The sequence below is a fragment of the Nocardia sp. SYP-A9097 genome, assembly GCF_009649815.1.
Lineage (GTDB): Bacteria > Actinomycetota > Actinomycetes > Mycobacteriales > Mycobacteriaceae > Nocardia.
Map to the genome: position 1 here is coordinate 59,121 of NZ_WJIC01000022.1, position 16,016 is coordinate 75,136.

The 16,016-nt window shown below is 66.0% G+C and carries 16 protein-coding genes and 2 pseudogenes; 11 read left to right on the top strand and 7 right to left on the bottom strand.

Annotated elements, in window-relative coordinates:
• The first annotated feature begins 295 nt into the window (after positions 1–295).
• The 7 genes from GFY24_RS31055 to GFY24_RS31085 are packed head-to-tail and all read left to right on the top strand — an operon-like array spanning position 296 to position 8,321.
• Positions 296–2,266 (top strand): ABC transporter ATP-binding protein, encoded by a 1,971-nt coding sequence (locus GFY24_RS31055; RefSeq protein ID WP_228566815.1) that lies wholly within the window; start codon positions 296–298, stop codon positions 2,264–2,266.
• A gap of 1 nt (position 2,267) precedes the next feature.
• Positions 2,268–3,134, top strand: coding sequence for an ABC transporter permease (locus GFY24_RS31060; protein WP_153808668.1), 867 nt, complete (start codon positions 2,268–2,270; stop codon positions 3,132–3,134).
• A 1-nt stretch (position 3,135) separates the two neighbouring features.
• Entirely contained in the window at positions 3,136–4,134 is a 999-nt protein-coding gene (locus tag GFY24_RS31065) for an ABC transporter permease (protein ID WP_309231554.1), read from the top strand.
• Between the two features lie 40 nt (positions 4,135–4,174).
• Positions 4,175–5,755, top strand: coding sequence for an ABC transporter substrate-binding protein (locus GFY24_RS31070; protein WP_153808669.1), 1,581 nt, complete (start codon positions 4,175–4,177; stop codon positions 5,753–5,755).
• Positions 5,756–5,758: 3 nt separating this feature from the next.
• Positions 5,759–6,571, top strand: a complete 813-nt coding sequence (locus GFY24_RS31075) for an N-acyl homoserine lactonase family protein (RefSeq protein WP_153808670.1) — start codon at positions 5,759–5,761, stop codon at positions 6,569–6,571.
• Positions 6,568–7,290: a hypothetical protein gene (locus tag GFY24_RS31080; protein WP_153808671.1), complete on the top strand. Its 723-nt coding sequence runs from the start codon at positions 6,568–6,570 to the stop codon at positions 7,288–7,290. Before GFY24_RS31075 ends, GFY24_RS31080 begins: the two co-directional genes overlap by 4 nt.
• Positions 7,287–8,321, top strand: coding sequence for an isopenicillin N synthase family oxygenase (locus GFY24_RS31085; protein WP_153808672.1), 1,035 nt, complete (start codon positions 7,287–7,289; stop codon positions 8,319–8,321). Before GFY24_RS31080 ends, GFY24_RS31085 begins: the two co-directional genes overlap by 4 nt.
• 4 nt (positions 8,322–8,325) lie before the next feature.
• Here GFY24_RS31085 and GFY24_RS31090 read toward each other — a convergent pair whose 3' ends face one another.
• The 4 genes from GFY24_RS31090 to GFY24_RS31105 form a co-directional block, all read right to left on the bottom strand.
• Entirely contained in the window at positions 8,326–9,402 is a 1,077-nt protein-coding gene (locus GFY24_RS31090; protein WP_153808673.1) for a hypothetical protein, read from the bottom strand.
• A 55-nt stretch (positions 9,403–9,457) separates the two neighbouring features.
• Entirely contained in the window at positions 9,458–9,847 is a 390-nt protein-coding gene (gene rplL, locus GFY24_RS31095) for a 50S ribosomal protein L7/L12 (protein WP_153808674.1), read from the bottom strand.
• 68 nt (positions 9,848–9,915) lie between these two features.
• Positions 9,916–10,305, bottom strand: a complete 390-nt coding sequence (locus GFY24_RS31100) for a thioesterase family protein (protein ID WP_153808675.1) — start codon at positions 10,303–10,305, stop codon at positions 9,916–9,918.
• Positions 10,305–10,688, bottom strand: a complete 384-nt coding sequence (locus GFY24_RS31105; RefSeq protein ID WP_309231555.1) for a thioesterase family protein — start codon at positions 10,686–10,688, stop codon at positions 10,305–10,307. Before GFY24_RS31105 ends, GFY24_RS31100 begins: the two co-directional genes overlap by 1 nt.
• Before the next feature lie 158 nt (positions 10,689–10,846).
• Between GFY24_RS31105 and GFY24_RS31110 the strand changes: the two are divergent.
• The 3 genes and pseudogenes from GFY24_RS31110 to GFY24_RS31120 form a co-directional block, all read left to right on the top strand.
• Positions 10,847–11,098, top strand: a pseudogene (locus tag GFY24_RS31110) (helix-turn-helix domain-containing protein); the annotation flags it as partial.
• A pseudogene (locus tag GFY24_RS31115) lies at positions 11,095–11,196 on the top strand (DJ-1/PfpI family protein); the annotation flags it as partial. The pseudogenes GFY24_RS31110 and GFY24_RS31115, both read left to right, overlap by 4 nt.
• A gap of 380 nt (positions 11,197–11,576) precedes the next feature.
• Complete coding sequence (locus GFY24_RS31120) at positions 11,577–12,026, top strand: helix-turn-helix domain-containing protein (protein WP_153808676.1); 450 nt, start codon at positions 11,577–11,579, stop codon at positions 12,024–12,026.
• A gap of 119 nt (positions 12,027–12,145) precedes the next feature.
• Here the strand turns inward: GFY24_RS31120 and GFY24_RS31125 are convergent, their stop codons facing one another.
• The gene (locus tag GFY24_RS31125) at positions 12,146–12,832 is read right to left on the bottom strand and encodes a GntR family transcriptional regulator (RefSeq protein WP_153808677.1); all 687 of its coding nucleotides are present in this window, start codon (positions 12,830–12,832) and stop codon (positions 12,146–12,148) included.
• A 238-nt stretch (positions 12,833–13,070) separates the two neighbouring features.
• On the opposite strand from GFY24_RS31125, the gene GFY24_RS31130 reads away from it, so the two are divergent.
• Positions 13,071–13,244, top strand: a complete 174-nt coding sequence (locus GFY24_RS31130; RefSeq protein ID WP_153808678.1) for a hypothetical protein — start codon at positions 13,071–13,073, stop codon at positions 13,242–13,244.
• On the opposite strand, the gene GFY24_RS31135 is transcribed toward GFY24_RS31130, so the two are convergent.
• Positions 13,241–13,756, bottom strand: coding sequence for a helix-turn-helix domain-containing protein (locus GFY24_RS31135; RefSeq protein ID WP_153808679.1), 516 nt, complete (start codon positions 13,754–13,756; stop codon positions 13,241–13,243). The genes GFY24_RS31130 and GFY24_RS31135 overlap by 4 nt on opposite strands.
• Positions 13,753–16,002, bottom strand: coding sequence for a molybdopterin-dependent oxidoreductase (locus tag GFY24_RS31140; RefSeq protein WP_153808680.1), 2,250 nt, complete (start codon positions 16,000–16,002; stop codon positions 13,753–13,755). Before GFY24_RS31140 ends, GFY24_RS31135 begins: the two co-directional genes overlap by 4 nt.
• Positions 16,003–16,016 lie beyond the last annotated feature (14 nt).

Genomic DNA, 16,016 nt, shown 5'->3' on the forward strand with positions numbered 1-16,016 from the left:
CGCGGCGCCGCTCCGGCTCCGCGCGCCGGTCCGATCGAGGCATCGGAATCGTTGATCGCGCGACCGTTCTCCGCGCGCTCGAGTTCACCGCCGCCCGGGTCCGCGCGCCGGCGTTCGCGCAGTTGAACGCGCCGAAGGCAAGGGCCCCGGCGGGTTTCGCAGATTCCTGTCACTCGACAGAAACATCCGGCAATCCAGAAGTTACCAGGGGCAGCACAAGCGATACGTGCACGTCATCGAAAAAGGCGGCGGCACATAAAAACTATCGATTGACAGGTTGATGGCAGGAGCGTTCATGGGCACGGCAATACTGGACACCGCGGTGGCCGAGGTCGCCACCGTCGAGGATCTGCGCGTCACGTTTCGCCGCAGCGGCCGCGAGGTGTATGCGCTGCGCGGAGTCTCGCTCGGGGTGCGGCGCGGCGAGATTCTCGGACTGGTCGGCGAATCCGGTTCCGGCAAAAGCGTTCTCGGCTTCTCGCTACTGGGTCTGCTGCCCGCCGGCACCCAAATACGGGGTTCGATCACCGTCGCCGGGGCGAACATGATCACCGATGACAGCCGGACGCTGAGCCGGGTGCGACGGCTGGATCTCGGTGCGGTCTTTCAGGATCCGATGACCTCGCTGAATCCGACCATGCGGATCGGCGCGCAGGTGATCGAGGCGGCCGGTACCGCCGAGGAGGCGCTGCGGCTGCTGACCGCGGTGGGAATTCCGGAACCCGCGCGGCGGATGCGCAGTTATCCGCACGAACTCTCCGGTGGGCTGCGCCAGCGGGTCATGATCGCCATGGCGATCGCGGGCAGCCCGGAATTGATTATCGCCGACGAGCCGACCACGGCCCTGGATGTCACGGTGCAGGCGCAGGTTCTCGCGCTGCTGAAGAGCATTCGCGATGAGATCGGCTGCGGGATTCTGATGATCACCCACGATCTCGGTGTGGCGGCGCAGATTTCGGACCGCCTGGCCGTGCTGTACGCCGGTCGGATCGCCGAAATCGGTCCCACCGCAGAGGTTCTCGGCACACCCGCGCATCCGTATACACGCGGACTGCTGCGGTCGCGGCTGACCTTGCAGACGCCCGTCGATCAGCGGCTCGCCGCGCTACCGGGTGAGGTGCCGAGCCCGGCGAATCCGCTGTCGGGCTGCGCTTTCACGCCGCGCTGCGAGCACGCCACCGCGGGCTGCTCCGCCACTCCTCCCGAACCGACTGTGATTGCCCCCGAGCATGTCTCGGCGTGCATCCTGCCGATCACCACCCTCGACGCCGCTCCCACCGCAGTCCTCGAGAGCGCGACCCGAAGCCCATCGCATACCCCCGATACAGCCGATATCGAGCCGGAGCCGGCCGCTGTCACCCTGCGTGATGTGACCAAGACCTTCACCGTCGGCGGGCTGCGCAACCGCGCGACGCTGCACGCGCTGCGGCGGGTATCGCTCACCGTCGAGCGCGGTGAGTCGGTGGCACTGGTCGGTGAGAGCGGCTGCGGGAAATCCACACTGCTGCGGGTGATCTCGGGCCTGGAACAGGCGTCCGGCGGCACCGTGGAAATCCGCGGCGAGGATGCCCGCGAGCGTCCGCAGATGGTGTTCCAGGATGCGGGTGCGTCCCTGACACCGTGGCTGTCGGTGGGCGAGTTGATCTCCGAGCGATTGCTCCGCTCGGGTATGTCGCGCGCCGAGCGCAAGAGCGCCGTCGAGGAGTCACTGCGCCGGGTCGGCCTGATACCCGAGATCGCGAAGGCGCGCGCGAATCAGCTCTCCGGCGGTCAGCGACAACGGGTTTCGCTGGCGCGTGCCACCGTGGTGCCGCCCTCGATCCTGCTGTGTGATGAACCGACCAGCGCCCTGGATGTCTCGCTCGCCGCCTCGGTGATCAATCTGATCGGCGATCTGCGCCGGAGCCTGCATATGTCGGTCGTCTTCGTGACGCACGATCTCGCCGTCGCGCGGGTGGTGGCCGACCGCATCGCCGTCATGTATCTCGGCCGCATTGTCGAAATCGGCACGGCCGAACAGGTTCTCGGCAATCCCGTTCATCCGTACACCCGCGCGCTCATCGCCTCCATCCCCGATCCCGCGCATGAACCGGTCGCGCCCGAGGGTGAGCCCGCGAGCCCGCTCGCTCCCCCGTCCGGTTGCGCTTTCCACCCGCGCTGCCCCATCGCGGTCGACGCCTGCGCCGATGAGCGCCTCGATGTCCGGCTGGAGGGCACGCCCGGCGGGACGCATCAGGTGGCGTGTATCGAACAGAAGGTGAGCTGACATGAGTGTGGCCCTGCCCGCGCTCACACGATTGCGCGGTGCGCGAATCGCGCTGGCGCCCCGGGCATTTCCCGGCGGTTGGAATGGCTTGGGTGTCTCGCTGATCGGGGTGGTGACGCTCGTCGCCATCGCGGTGCCGATACTCGCACCCTACGATCCACTGCTACCGGTGGGCCTGCCGCTACAGGGGCCCGGCCACGGCGGGTTCCTGCTCGGCACCGACAATATCGGCCGCGATCTGCTCAGCCGGGTGCTCTACGGTATGCGCGCCAGCTGGTTCGCCGCACTCGCGGTAGTGGCGAGCGGGCTCGCCTTCGGTGGTCTGATCGGTTTGGTCGCGGGCGCCGCCGGTGGCTGGATCGACAGGTTGTTCATGCGGATCACCGATGCGTTCCTGGCGCTGCCCGCACCGGTATTGGCCATTGCCGTGGTCGCCGCGCTCGGCCCCGGATTCACCCATACGCTCATCGCGGTCTCGATCGTGTGGTGGCCGTTCTACGCCCGGCTGGTGCGCGGCCAGATCGCCGCACTGGCGGCGCGCCCACATGTGGAGGCGGCCAAACTCAGTGGGGTGCGGCCGATTCGGCTCGCATTGCGGCATCTGCTGCCCGGAGCCGCACCCGGTGCGCTGGTGGCCGCCAGCCTGGATCTGGGCACGCTGATCCTCACACTGTCGTCGCTGTCCTTTCTCGGTCTCGGACAGGCCGCTCCCGCACCGGAACTCGGCGCGGACGCGGCCCGCAACCTCACCTACTTCCTGCAGCAGTGGTGGATTCCGGTCATGCCGGGTCTGGGGGTGGCCGTGCTGGCGCTGATCGGCACCATCGCGGGCGATTGTCTGCGCAACCTCATGAAGAAGGACGGTTAGCGTGCGTAGTTTCATACTCTCCCGGCTCGCCGCCATGGTCGGGATTCTCATCGCCCTCACGGCCGTCGTCTTTGTGCTGCAGCGGATTTCACCGTTGGATCCGGTGCACGCGCAGTTGGGTGGTTCGGCCTCGCGCGCGGCCATCGAGGCGCGGCGGCATGAACTCGGACTGGATCGTCCGGTGCCCGTACAGTTCTGGCACTATCTGACCGCCGCCGCGCACGGCGACTTCGGTACCTCGTATCGCACCCGCCGCCCGGTCAGCACCGACCTGGCCCATTTCGTGCCCGCGACACTGGAATTGGCGTTGTACGCCATGCTCATCGCGCTCGTGCTCGCCGCGCTGCTGGCCTTCGCCAGCACCCTGCGCTGGCCCGGTGCGGGCGTGCTGCGAGCGGTCTTGTTCGCCGGGGCGTCGACTCCCATGTTCCTGCTGGGCATTGTCGGGTTGATCGTGTTCTATCAGCAGCTGGGCTGGGTGCCCGCGAACGGCCGATCCGCGGTCGCCGGAGCACCCACCGAGCCGACCGGACTACTCACGGTCGACGGACTGCTCGCCGGGCGATTCGATGTCGTCACAGACGCTTTCGCGCATTTGATACTGCCCGCGACGGTCATCGCGCTCGGCCCGGCCGTCGCCATCGGCCGCACCCTCTGGTCCAGTCTGCTGACCGACGTGAACAGCGATTACGCCCGCACGGCGAAGGCCAAGGGTCTGGGCCCGACCCGGATTCTGCTGCGCCATGTACTACGGAACTGCGTCGGCGCGGCCCTGTCCATGACCGGATTGCAAGTGGGACTGATGTTCTCGGGCGTGCTGGTGGTCGAGCAGGTCTTCGGCTGGCCGGGCATCGGCCAGTACATCGCCCAGAGCATTCCGGTGGCCGACTTCCCCGCCATCGCGGGGGTGACCCTGCTACTCGGCGCCGTCTACGTCGTCGTCAATACCGTCGTCGATCTACTCCAGGGCGCGGCCGATCCCCGCATCGTGGCCGCCTGACTCCCGCCGCCCACCCGCACGACCGAAGGAACACCACTCCATGATCTCTTCTGCCCGAAGGCTTTTCGCGGCCACCGCGGTGGCCTCCGCGACACTCCTGACCCTCACCGCCTGCGGCTCGGCGAACCAGACCCCCAATGCCGCGCCCACCGACAAGGTGCTGCACCTGTCCTTCCTGCAGGATCCGGGGCAGCCGCCGGACCCGGACGTCTACTACGCCGGCCAGGGACTGCTGCTGACCACCAACCTGTACGAGGGTCTGCTGCAATACGCACCCGGGACCGACAAGGCCGTCATGCAGCCCCTGCTGGCCACCGCGTGGACTGCCTCGCCGGACAATAAGGTCTTCACCTTCACGCTGCGCCAGGGCGTGAAATTCCACGATGGGACGCCGTTCACCTCGGCGGCGATCAAGACGTCGTTCGATCGGCGGCTGGCGGTGAATCAGGGACCGGCGTACATGGTCTCCGATATCGAATCGGTTACCACACAGGGTGATTACGCCGCCACGATCACCTTGAAGGCACCGAACGCCGTCTTCCTGGACTACCTCGCCTCACCCTACGGCCCGCGCATGCTGAGCCCCACCGGGCTGGCCGCCAATGCCGGGACCGACAATACCCAGACCTATCTGACCACCCACGATCTGGGCACCGGGCCGTACACGCTCACCGACGCGCAGGTCGGATCCCACTACGGTATGGCGTCTTTCGGCGACTACTGGGGTAGCAAGCCGTATTTCACCACGGTGGATCTGCCGGTCGTCACCGACAGCTCCGCACAGCAGCTGCAATTCAACAATGGGCAGCTGGCGGCGGTGCTGCACGATCTGCCGAGTACGGCGGTGTCGTCGTACATGGGCAATGCCAAGTTCGCGAATTTCTCACTGGCGACCATGATGTCGGACTACTTCTACGTGAACCCGCACAAGGGCATGTTCACCAATCAGGGCGCGCGCACCGCGCTCAACCAGGCGCTGGATCTGCCCCAGATCGTCAAACAGGCGTACTCCGGCCGCGGCGAAGTCGGCACTCAGGTGTACCCGCCGAATATGATCGCGCCCGAACTCGCGAAACAGACTGTCGTCCATGACACTTCGGCGTTGTCGAAGATCGTTGCCGGGCTGCCCGCCGATCAGAAGACCGTGACCGTCGGCTACGACTCCAGCAACCCGGACAACCAGCTGGTCGGGGATCTGATCCAAACCCAGCTCGCCGCGCTCGGCCTCACCGCGAAGGTGCAGGGGTACCCGACCTCGCAGATCTACGGCTGGGTGGGCTCGGCCCCGGGCGACGCACCCGAGATGCTGCTGCTCGGCGGTTGGCCGGACGCACCGTCCCCGTACACCTGGGGGCATATCAATTTCGATCCGGACGGCGGGTTGAACTACCTCAACTGCTCGTCCGCCGATGTCACCTCCTCGCTGGCCACCGGTCGGGAATCCGGCGCGGCAGAGGTATTCTCGCGTGCCGCCGCGCAGGCGCAGGCCACCGGATGCTGGCTCAATATCGCCGATGTCAATGACTTCATGGTCGCGCAGCCGTGGCTCAAAGGCGTGGCGGAATCGCATGTGATCACCGAACCGAATTCGCTGCGACTGGCCGGATTGTCGGTGGGGTGAGCCATGACGGGACTGGTACGCCGCATCGTCCTGCTCACCCTCGGGTGGGAGGATCTGCCCAAATCCATTTCGGTACACGGTGCTCCGGCGCATGAGCGACTGCGGGAGCCGACACCCGGCGTGCTGTTGCAGACCGATGGCGGGTGGGTGCTGCTCGATACCGGATTCAATACCGCGCTGATTCGCGATCCGGCACTGTATCGGCGGTTCTACCCGAGCGTGGAGTACATTCCGGTGCTGCCGGGTCCCGGTGAGCCGATCGAGGAATCGTTGCACGACATCGGCATTGATATCGACGATATCCACGCGGTCGCGGTCAGCCATCTGCATCACGATCACGCGGGCGGGCTGAAGCTGTTCGCGGGCAAGGTGCCGGTGCACGCACAGCGCATCGAATTGGAGTACGGGCTCTCGAATCATCCCGAGCCCGAACATCATGCGATGGCGCGCGTCGACTACGACGATCCCCGCATCGACTGGCAGCTCGCCGACGGGGAGGCCGAGATCGCACCCGGAATCACCGCGGTGCCGACCTACGGGCACACCCCCGGGCATCAGAGTTTCATGGTGGAACTGGATCGCACGGTCGGCGGTGGCGGATTCGTATTCGCTTTCGACGCAGCCGATCTCGACGAGAATATCGAACACGAGAAGGCCATCGGCGGATTCGTCGGGGTCACTCCGGAGGAGACCGTCGAGCCGATCCGGCGGCTCAAGAAGCTCGCCTACGACCGGGGGTATCCGCTGATCCCCGGCCATGATCCGCATGCCTGGCCGCACTGGACCAAGCACTTCCACGAACGGTTCCCGCAATGACCGCACGCGAGGCGCGGACGCCGGTCCGGATGGCCGAGTGCGCGGGGCTGTGGGAACGCACGCTACTGGTGGACGTCGACGGTTCACAGGACATCACCACCGATGTGCGCTGGCTGCAAGGGATTACCCGCTTCGTCGACCTGCGCCGTCCCATGCCCCGGCCCGATTTCAGCGGGGTGCGCTGCGCCGCGGATCTCACCGATCAGCAGCGCGCCTGGATGCGTATGCAGGACGGGTTCGCGGGTCAGCTCACCCAGTACTCCGATGTGTTCCATTGGCGGCGCGGTATCGAATTGCAGCCGCCCGGCCCGCATCCGGACGAGGGACGGATGAGTTACACCGGGGACCTCCTGGTCGAAATCGGTGTGCACGCCGACTATTTCGAGCATTGGGCGCGGGAGACGCCGGGACAGTCCTGCTGGGCAATGGAATTGAAGGATCCCGCCGGCGCTCAGGCGCTGCTGGTCCGGGTCGACGATCTGTTCGGCTGGGCTCGGCGCGATACCGAAGGGGCCGTGGAGCTCTCACTCGGATCGGTCCGCGGCGGCGACTGGATCATCACCGACTCCGCACTCCCCTACCGCGAGCAACAAGGGCTCGTCCCGCGCTGGGTCGGCGATACCCGAATCCACCTGCACACCAACGACATCGACGCACACGGCACCCCGCTCATCCGGGAGTGGCTGGTCGGCTATACGGAAGGAAATGTGACGCTATGAGCAAGGTAACCTCGTTCACCTCGGTTCCGGTCATCGACGTCGGCGGACTGCGCTCCGATGATCCGGCGGATCGGCTGGCCGTGGCGGATGAAATCGGCCGGGCCGCACGCGAAGTCGGGTTCTTCTATGTCAGCGGATCCGGGGTGGACCCCGCACTGTTCGACGGCCTCCTCGCCGCCACCGAGCGTTTCTTCGCACTGCCGATCGAGGAGAAGATGCGCTCCTATATCGGACTGTCGGAGTGCCATCGGGGATACGTCCCCACCGGCGAAGAGGGCTTCGACGGTCAGAAACCGGACTTGAAGGAAGCCTTCGACACCGCGCTCGACCTACCCGCCGACGATCCGGACCACCTGGCCGGCAATCCCATGCTCGGACCCAATGTATGGCCCGCGCTACCGGGTTTCGCCGACACGGTGACCGCCTACTATCAGGCCGTTCTCGATATGGGCAGGCAGCTGCTGTGGGCCTTCGCGGTCACGCTCGGCGAGGACCCGGACATCTTCCTGCGGTATGCCACCAAGACGCCGAGTCAACTGCGCCTGATCCACTACCCCTATGACGATTCCGCGGAGGATTCGATCGGCATCGGCGCGCACAGTGATTTCGAATGCTTCACGCTGCTCAAACCGACCGCACCCGGACTGGAGGTGATGAACGGCGCGGGCGAATGGATCGATGTCCCACCGATTCCGGACACCTTCGTCATCAATATCGGTGACATGCTCGAACTCTGGACCAATGGTGAATTCGTCGCCACCACGCACCGGGTCCGCAAAGTGAAGGAGGAGCGATACTCGTTCCCCCTCTTCTTCAATGTCGACTACGACACCGTGGTCCAGCCGCTCCCGCAATTCAGCTCCGCCGATCACCCACAACGCGCGCCATTGCGTGCCGGCGAACACCTCTTCGCCCAAACCGCACAGATATTCCGCTATCTGCGCACCCGGCTGGAATCCGGCGAACTCGTCCTGCCCGACGGCTCACTCCCACTGGGTTCCTTCGGCCAGGAGGCGCGTCAGCGGGCCTAGCCGCTCAGGCGCGGAGCCAGAGCCGACTGCCATTGTCCTCGATGGTGCTCAGGAGCAGGCCGGTCGGGAGTTCGGCGAATTGCGCTCGCGCGGCGGGAACCGGCAGGGCGAGGTCCTGCCAATCGGTGCAATTCGGGCTGACCGACAGGAGGTGGACAGCGCCGTCGAGTCGCACTACCGCGAGCGTCCGGGTGTCCTCAACTACAACTTTCACGGTGTCGATGGTCGTCGCCGCGGGGCCGGGCAGGGCAGCGGCGGTATCGGTCGGCCAGCAGAGCACCGTCGGCGACGCGGCGGTGGATTGCCCGAAGATGGTGCAGCGGGTGGGATTACAGCCGACCTGGGTGGCGAGGGCGGCGGTGCCGGGTAAAGGGGTGCGCTGCCAGGTGACTCCGTCGGGGGAGATCCACTTCAGCGGAAGTTGGGTGCCGTCGCGTTGTGTCTCGCCGACCACGACGAATCCGGGTGGGCCGGTGGTTATCGCGGACGCGCCCGTCAGTTCACCGGGCCCGGAGGACAGCGCCGGATCATCCACCCTGCGTGGCCAATTCGCGCCATCGACCGAAATCCAGATGGCGGCACCGTAGCGACCAGCCACCCCGTCCCAACCGCCGATCAGCAGATCGGTCGCCCCCAGCGATGCCGCCGCGGTCACCGCGATCGCATGCGGGCCGCCGAACAGTTCGAAGATCTGCGGATACTCGACAAGCTTCGCGCTGTCCCCACTCCAGACCGTCATACGCGGATTCCCGTGCGCCCCACCGAAAGCCCGGCCGAGCACCACGGTCCTGTCCCCGACCCCGGCCGAAATCAGTTCCGCGAGAAATCCATAGGGACTATGCGGCTCCACCGTGAGTGCATGCCAATGACTTCCATCGGCCGACGTCCACGCCGCCGGGGCCCGATCAATCCCGGAGGGCACCGACCCCAGTGCCAGCACGCCATCGCGGACCGGCACCAACTCGACCACCCGCGCACCCTGCGCCGGTAACGGCAGCTCGCGCCACTCCGAAACCGTTGCGGCCCTGCCGCATCCCGCGACCAGTGCGAGCACGGCAACGACGACGACCGACCACCTCATACCCCACTGTCTCAGATCGGCGGTCCGAACCGGGCGCATCCGATCCTCGGGGCTATCAGCGCAGGGCGGCGCGAGCTCCCGCGGCTTCGAGTTTGATGCGAGCGGATTCGGCGGCATCCTTGGAGACCGCTTCCAGGACCAGCTTGGGCGCGGCTTCGACCAGATCCTTGGCCTCCTTCAGGCCCAGGCCCGGAATGAGCTCCCGGACCGCCTTGATCACCTGGATCTTCTTCTCGCCGAAGGATTCCAGAATGAGATCGAATTCGGTTTGCTCATCGGCTGATTCGGCCTCGGCGAGTGCGCCGTTGGACGTCGGCGGAGCGTACGCCGGGGCGGCGGCGGTGACCCCGAATTCGCCTTCGAAGGCTTTGACGAAGGTGGAGAGTTCGAGCAGCGTCATACCTTTGAAGACATCGAGCAGTTCGTCATTGGTCATCTTGGCCATGATGGACCCCCTTAAAGCGCTGACCAGGCGGTACATTCATCATATGCGCGGTCACCGCCTGCCGGCGATCAGTTTTGCGGAGCGGCCAGGGTGGTGAGGTAGTCACGTTCGGCGGGCGTGAGCGGGCGGGGCTTACTGTCCCTGATGGCCACCAGCGTGGAAGTCGCTGTGAGATAAAGGGATTCGGCGTCCCGCACCTCGTGTCGCAGGGTGAAGGACGTGGTGCCGACGCGTTCGAGGGTGGTGGTGACCGTAACCGGTTCGGGACGGAACACCAGCGGTGTGCGATAGGTGAGCCGCTGCCCCGCGACCACGACCTGCCATGGCGCATCGGGTGATTCGTGCCCGGCCAGCAGATCGGTGCGGGCCTCGTCCAGATACTGCGCGAAGATCACATTGTTCACATGCTGCAACGCGTCCATATCGGTGCGGCGCAATTGGATGGCGTAGGTGTGCATCAGGCGCTCAACTCCTCGAGCATGCGGCGTTCGGAATCGTCGAGTGTGCGCGAGCGTTGCGCCTCGCGATCGAAGGCGACCATGGTGCAGGTCGCGGTCGAGTAGACGACGTCGTCATCGCGGATCTCCTGCGTCAGGGTGAAGGACGAGCCACCGATCTTGGTCACCCAGGTCTCCACCCGCACCGGATGCGAGCGATAGCGCAGCGGCGTCAGATAGTCGATATCCATCTGCGCGACCACGCACGAGCCGCCGAAACCATACGACCGGAAGACGTCGATGCGGGTTTCCTCCAGGTAGCGGAGGTGTTCGGCATTGTGCACATGGCCGTCCGCATCCATATCGGACCAGCGCAGGGGGCAGAGGAACTGGTGTCGGGCCACCCGGCATTCATACCAAGCCGTCGCTCAGGCGCTGTGACCGGCAGTCGATGGCCGGATTTGCAATAGTCGTGGCATTGACGCCATCGCGGCGCGCGGCGCAGGCTGAACCGCATGCGGGGTGGTGCTGATGGTGGTCTACGACGGATTCCAGCACCCGGCACTTCTCCCGCGTTTTCGCCGCCGAGACCGGGACCACCCCCGCCCGCTATGTCGAACAGGTACGCATAGGCGCGGCACGGCGGCTGGAGAACACCGATCAGCCCCTGGATCGTGTCGCGGCAGCCGTCGGACTCGGCAGCCCCGAAACCCTCTACCGAATCTTCCACCGCCACTTGGGCATACCGCCTGGCGAGTATCGCGCCCGGTTCACCCGCGTTCGAATCGGCACCGAAAGTGAGAGTCCCGCATGACCTTCCAGATCGCCATAGTCCTGTACCCGGGCATGACCGTGCTCGATGCCGTCGGCCCGTACGAGGTACTGCGGACGCTACCCGGCACCCGGACAAGGCCCCGGCCGATCTGCTCCGCAGAACCCGCTCGGAGATGACCAAACGCGCTGCCAAACCCCGCATTCCACTGGATCTGGCGAGCACCTTCTGGCATCTCACCTTGAATCGGGTGCGGGAGCGCGCATCCGCGCGGCGCTGAGCGCTGCCCGTTCCCTGATACGAAGGTTCACAGCTCGATTCCGCCGTTCGGCGTCGCGCACGCACCGGGGCCGACCTGCACCGATACCCGGCCCATCCGGACCCCCGTCGGCTCCGAACACAGTTAGCCACCGGTTCGCGGCACGCCGAGCTTCCGCTCATGCCCGGGGGTTACGTGTAGTCGTGGCAGTCTTCCCCATGCTCCGACGACCGTGAGCATCGACAGATCAGGGAGGGCCATATGGCAAAAATAGGTAGGCGAAAGCGTTCACGACTGAACACTCAGGCGTTCCTGGCAGGCGGCGGAGTCTCGAAGAAGCAGCAGGCGGCCGAGGCCGAAGCTACCTCGGGCAGCACCGCGCCGAAGAGCACCGAAACCGAGTCGGCCACCGGCGTCAAGGCGGAATCCGCGGCGAAGCCGGCTGACCAGGCGGGGGCGACCCCGGCCGCGGGCGGCCTCGATATCGCGGCGCTGGCCGACCGGGTGAAGGCCCGTCGCCGCGAAATGGGTTGGACCCAGGGCGATGTCGCCAAGAAGGGCGGCCCCGCGGCAGGCATGATCAGTCAGATCGAACGCATCCTGGTCGAGGCCCCCGCCGCGGACGTCCTCACCAAACTCGATGCCGGTCTGGAGTGGCCCGCCGACACCGCGGCCGCCATCCTCGCAGGACGCGTTGCTGTAGGCGCATGATCCTGCGCTGCCCGGCCGTTCCGTCACACACGGAACGGCCGCGCCGCGACAGCTCACGAGTGTGCGGCCGGGGCGGCGAAAACCGTGAAATACCGCCGAGATCGCAGACTCGAGCAGGTTCAGTGCCGTAGTTCGCCGAGGATCGCGAGGGTGGGAATGCGGCCCGCCTCGGTGTGGCTGAGCATGGCGTATTCGGCCAGGCGCTCGTCGCCGGAGGTTATCGCCGCGATCAGGTCCATGTGGTCGTCCAGCCGGGTCCGCTGCGCCGAATCACGCGGGGGGATCAGGTAGAAGAGCCAGGCCATGCGGGCGAGAATGGCGCGCATCAACTGAGCGAGCAGAGCATTACCCGCCAGATCGACGATCGCGCCGTGCAGATTGGCACTGGCTTCGGCTCTGCGGAGCGGGTCGCTGGAGGCGGTGGCGCTATGCGAATCCTGCAGGGCGGCAAGTAATGGCGCGCAATCCGCGCCCTGGCGAATGCGGGCGGCGGCCAAGCGCGCCGCGACCGGCTCCAGGCCGATACGCACATCGAAGAGGTCCTCGACGGCGGTCCGATCCCAGCATCGCACGATCGCGCTGCGGCGCGGGCTGGCGCTGACAATCCAGTCGAATTCCAAGCGCGTCAGTGCTTCCCGCACAGGCAGCCGGGACACTCCGAGCATCTCCGCCAGCCGGGCTTCGGGCAGCTTCTCCCCCTCGCGGTAGACGCCGGTAATGATGCTGCGACGCAGATCGTCGTATATGCGGCGAGTTTGGGAGGTGTCGTCGACAACCACTTGTGAAGTACTCGATCTTCGAGGCACTCGGACAGTCTACGAACCAATCACCCGCAGACCGAAACATACAATTCGAAAACTCCTCGGCGGGCGCGCAAATCGCAAGGGCGGGCGGCTGTCCGGAACTCCGGCCGCCGGGCAGAACCGTAAAGGATCCGGGCCGGCCCGTGCGAGTTCCGTACAGAATTCCGGAGGAAGGCCGCTGGGAGTTGACCGGGGGGCAGCGCGAGATGAATCTTGGGGAATTCATTTCGAGGAGATGGTCATGATGGTCACCACACGCTCACGTGCATTGGCGATGTTGTCGGTACTGGGCGATTCCGCCCGGCGAATGAAGGCGCGGCACACCCTGACCGCCGTCGAGCGCCATAATCTGCGCGTCGGGTGTCATCGTGCCGCCGTGCATACCGCGTCGCTCGGCGGGCATTCGCACCTCTAGTCGACCTGGCCCGGCTCGGAATCGTCGAATCGTCCTGTGGCGAGGGCAGTTTCGCGGTGCCGGTCGGGGAAGCCGGGGCCCAGGCGAGGAGAGATATCGGCGTGCCGCAGGGGTTCGCGGCAGTGGGCGCAGACGACTTCGGCGTGCGTGTCGTGGTCGCAGGTGGTGTGGTGCAGGACTACCGGCGGGCCGTCGGGCGCGAGATAGCGGTCACCCCAGTGCATCATGGCCGCGATAATGGGGAAGAAATCGCGGCCCTGGTCGGTGAGGCGGTATTCGTAGCGCGGCGGTCGCTCCTGGTATTGCACGCGCGCCAGCAGACCCTCCTCGACGAGTCGGGTCAGGCGCTGGGTGAGCACATTGCGGCTCAGGCCCAGAATCCGTTCGAAATCGTCGAAACGCTTTGCGCCGTAGAAGGCTTCGCGCAGGACCAGCGGCGTCCACCAGTCGCCGATGAGGTCCACCGTGCGGGCCACGGTGCACGGCCAGTTGGCGAACGTCGTGCGTTTCATGCGTTCACGGTATCCAATCGGGCCGGGACATACTTGTGCCACGGGGTGCCGACCCATTCGTCACGTGAGTCGAATTCGGTGAGTTCATTGGGTGCGGCACCGGTGGTGACCTGCGCGCCGGAGGCATCGGTGACCGAGAGGCCGAATCCATTGGGCAGGGACAGGTGTCCGGGGCGCATGCGGTCGGTGGGTTCGACGGGCACCTCCACACTGCCGCGCTTGGTGGTCACGCGGACCAGATCACCCGGCGCGAGGCCCATTTCCTCGGCGTCGGCGGGGCTCATGCGCAGCGTGCCGACGCTATCGCGCTTGCGCCACAGTGGATCTCGCACGATTGTATTGGCCGTGAAGGAACGGCGTTCACCTGCGGAGAGCACGAAGGGCCACTGGCTCGCCTCGGCATCGGGTTCGGGGAGCGTCGCCACCACTTGGAGCAGTTCGGCAATGCTCAGCTGGACTTTATTGTCGCGCAGGCGATTCCAGGTCTCGTCATAGTCGTCCTCGGTGATCACTATGCCGTGCGCGCCGGTGAGAATGGCTTCGAAGAGCCGCTCGCCTGCTTCCAATCCTGTTCCGTACCCGGCGCGTTCGACGCTCGCGGGGAATTTGCGTGCGCAGTTGTAGGCCGCCGCCCACAGCATGGCCGCGGCTGCCGCACCATTCGGCAGGGTCTCCCCGAGTGTCCGATACAGCAGTACCGGAGCCAGTTTCGCCTTGTTCCGGTCGGCGAGGACACCCAGGAAGGCCATAGCGAAGGCTTCGCGGCCCTGCTCGAGTGCCGCACGCAGCGGACGGTAGTCGTCCTCGGTGAGCACGCCGGCCGCCTCGACCAGCCGGGCGTGAATCTCCGGCTCCGCCAGCACACCGTCCGGTGCGGGCAGCACCGGGTGCCGCAGGTGGAAGATATTGTGCGGGAAGTCGAAATTGAAGAACGTCGCCTCGTACTTCTCGAATTGCGTTGCGGCGGGCAGTACATAGTCGGCCAGGCGCGCGGTCTCGGTCATGGCCACATCGACCACGACCACCAACTCCAGGGATTCCAGTGCCGCGCGCATGCGTGCCGAATCCGCCAGAGAGTGTACGGGATTGCTGCTCTCGATGAACATGGCGCGATAGCGGGCCGGGTGATCGGTGAGGATCTCCTCGGTGATCACATTGCACGGCACCAGGCCGCTGATGATCGGCGCACCGGCCACCGGACTGCGCGGCCCCTCCCCCGCCGGATGACCGCGATCATGCCCGATGGCGGCCATACCGGTGAAGGCGTACTGGGTGCCGGGCTTGCCGAGGTTGCCGGTGAGCAACCACACCAGTTTCTCCAGATAGCTCACCACCGTGGAGTGCCGATTCATCTGAACGCCGAGGTCTTCCAGCGCGGCCACCGACTTCGCCCGCGCCAGCCGATGGGTCGCGGCCACGACGAGGTCGATATCGACATCGGCTATGGCGCAGTACTTTTCGATGGGCACACCGCTCAGCACAGCGACCACCTCATCGAGTCCCCGGGTGTGCTCGTCCAGCCACGCGGTTTCGATGAGGTTGTCGCGCAATAGAATTGCCGCCATCGCCGACAACAGATATACATCGGTGCCGGGTCGCAATTGCAGATGGAAGTCCGCGAGCTCCGCGGTCTCGGTACGCACCGGATCGAGCACGATCATGGCGCGTTCGGGGTCCTTCGCGATCTCCTTGAGCACCGTCCGCGCACGCGGAAACCCGTGCGACTGATAGGGATTCTTGCCGATGAAGAAGGCCACCTCGGCATGCTCCACATCGGCGCGCACCGGATGGCCGAACATGCGCGCACCCACCCAGAAGTCACCGGTCTTCTCCTGCGCCAGCGCACTGGACCGGTACTTCATTCCGAAGGCCGCCATGGTGGCGGGCGCGTACGCCCCGCCCAGGTGATTGCCCTGGCCGCCACCGCCGTAGTAGAAGATCGATTCGCCGCCGTAACGGAGTCCGATCTCCCGCATGCGCGCGGTGATCTCGGAAATCGCGGTATCCCAGTCGATTTCCTCGTACTCGCCATCGGCACGGCGGCGCAGGGGTGTGGTCACCCGGCCGGTGCGGCCGTTCTGATAGTGATCCAGGCGCAGCGCTTTATTGCAGGTGTAGCCCGCCGAGGCGGGGTGCAGTTTATCGCCACGGATCTTCTCGAACGACCTGCCGTCCGGCCCGAGCAGCACCTGAATGCCGCAATTGCACTCGCACAGGATGCATGCCGTGGGCTGCCACTCCGTCATTCGCCCAGCGTAGG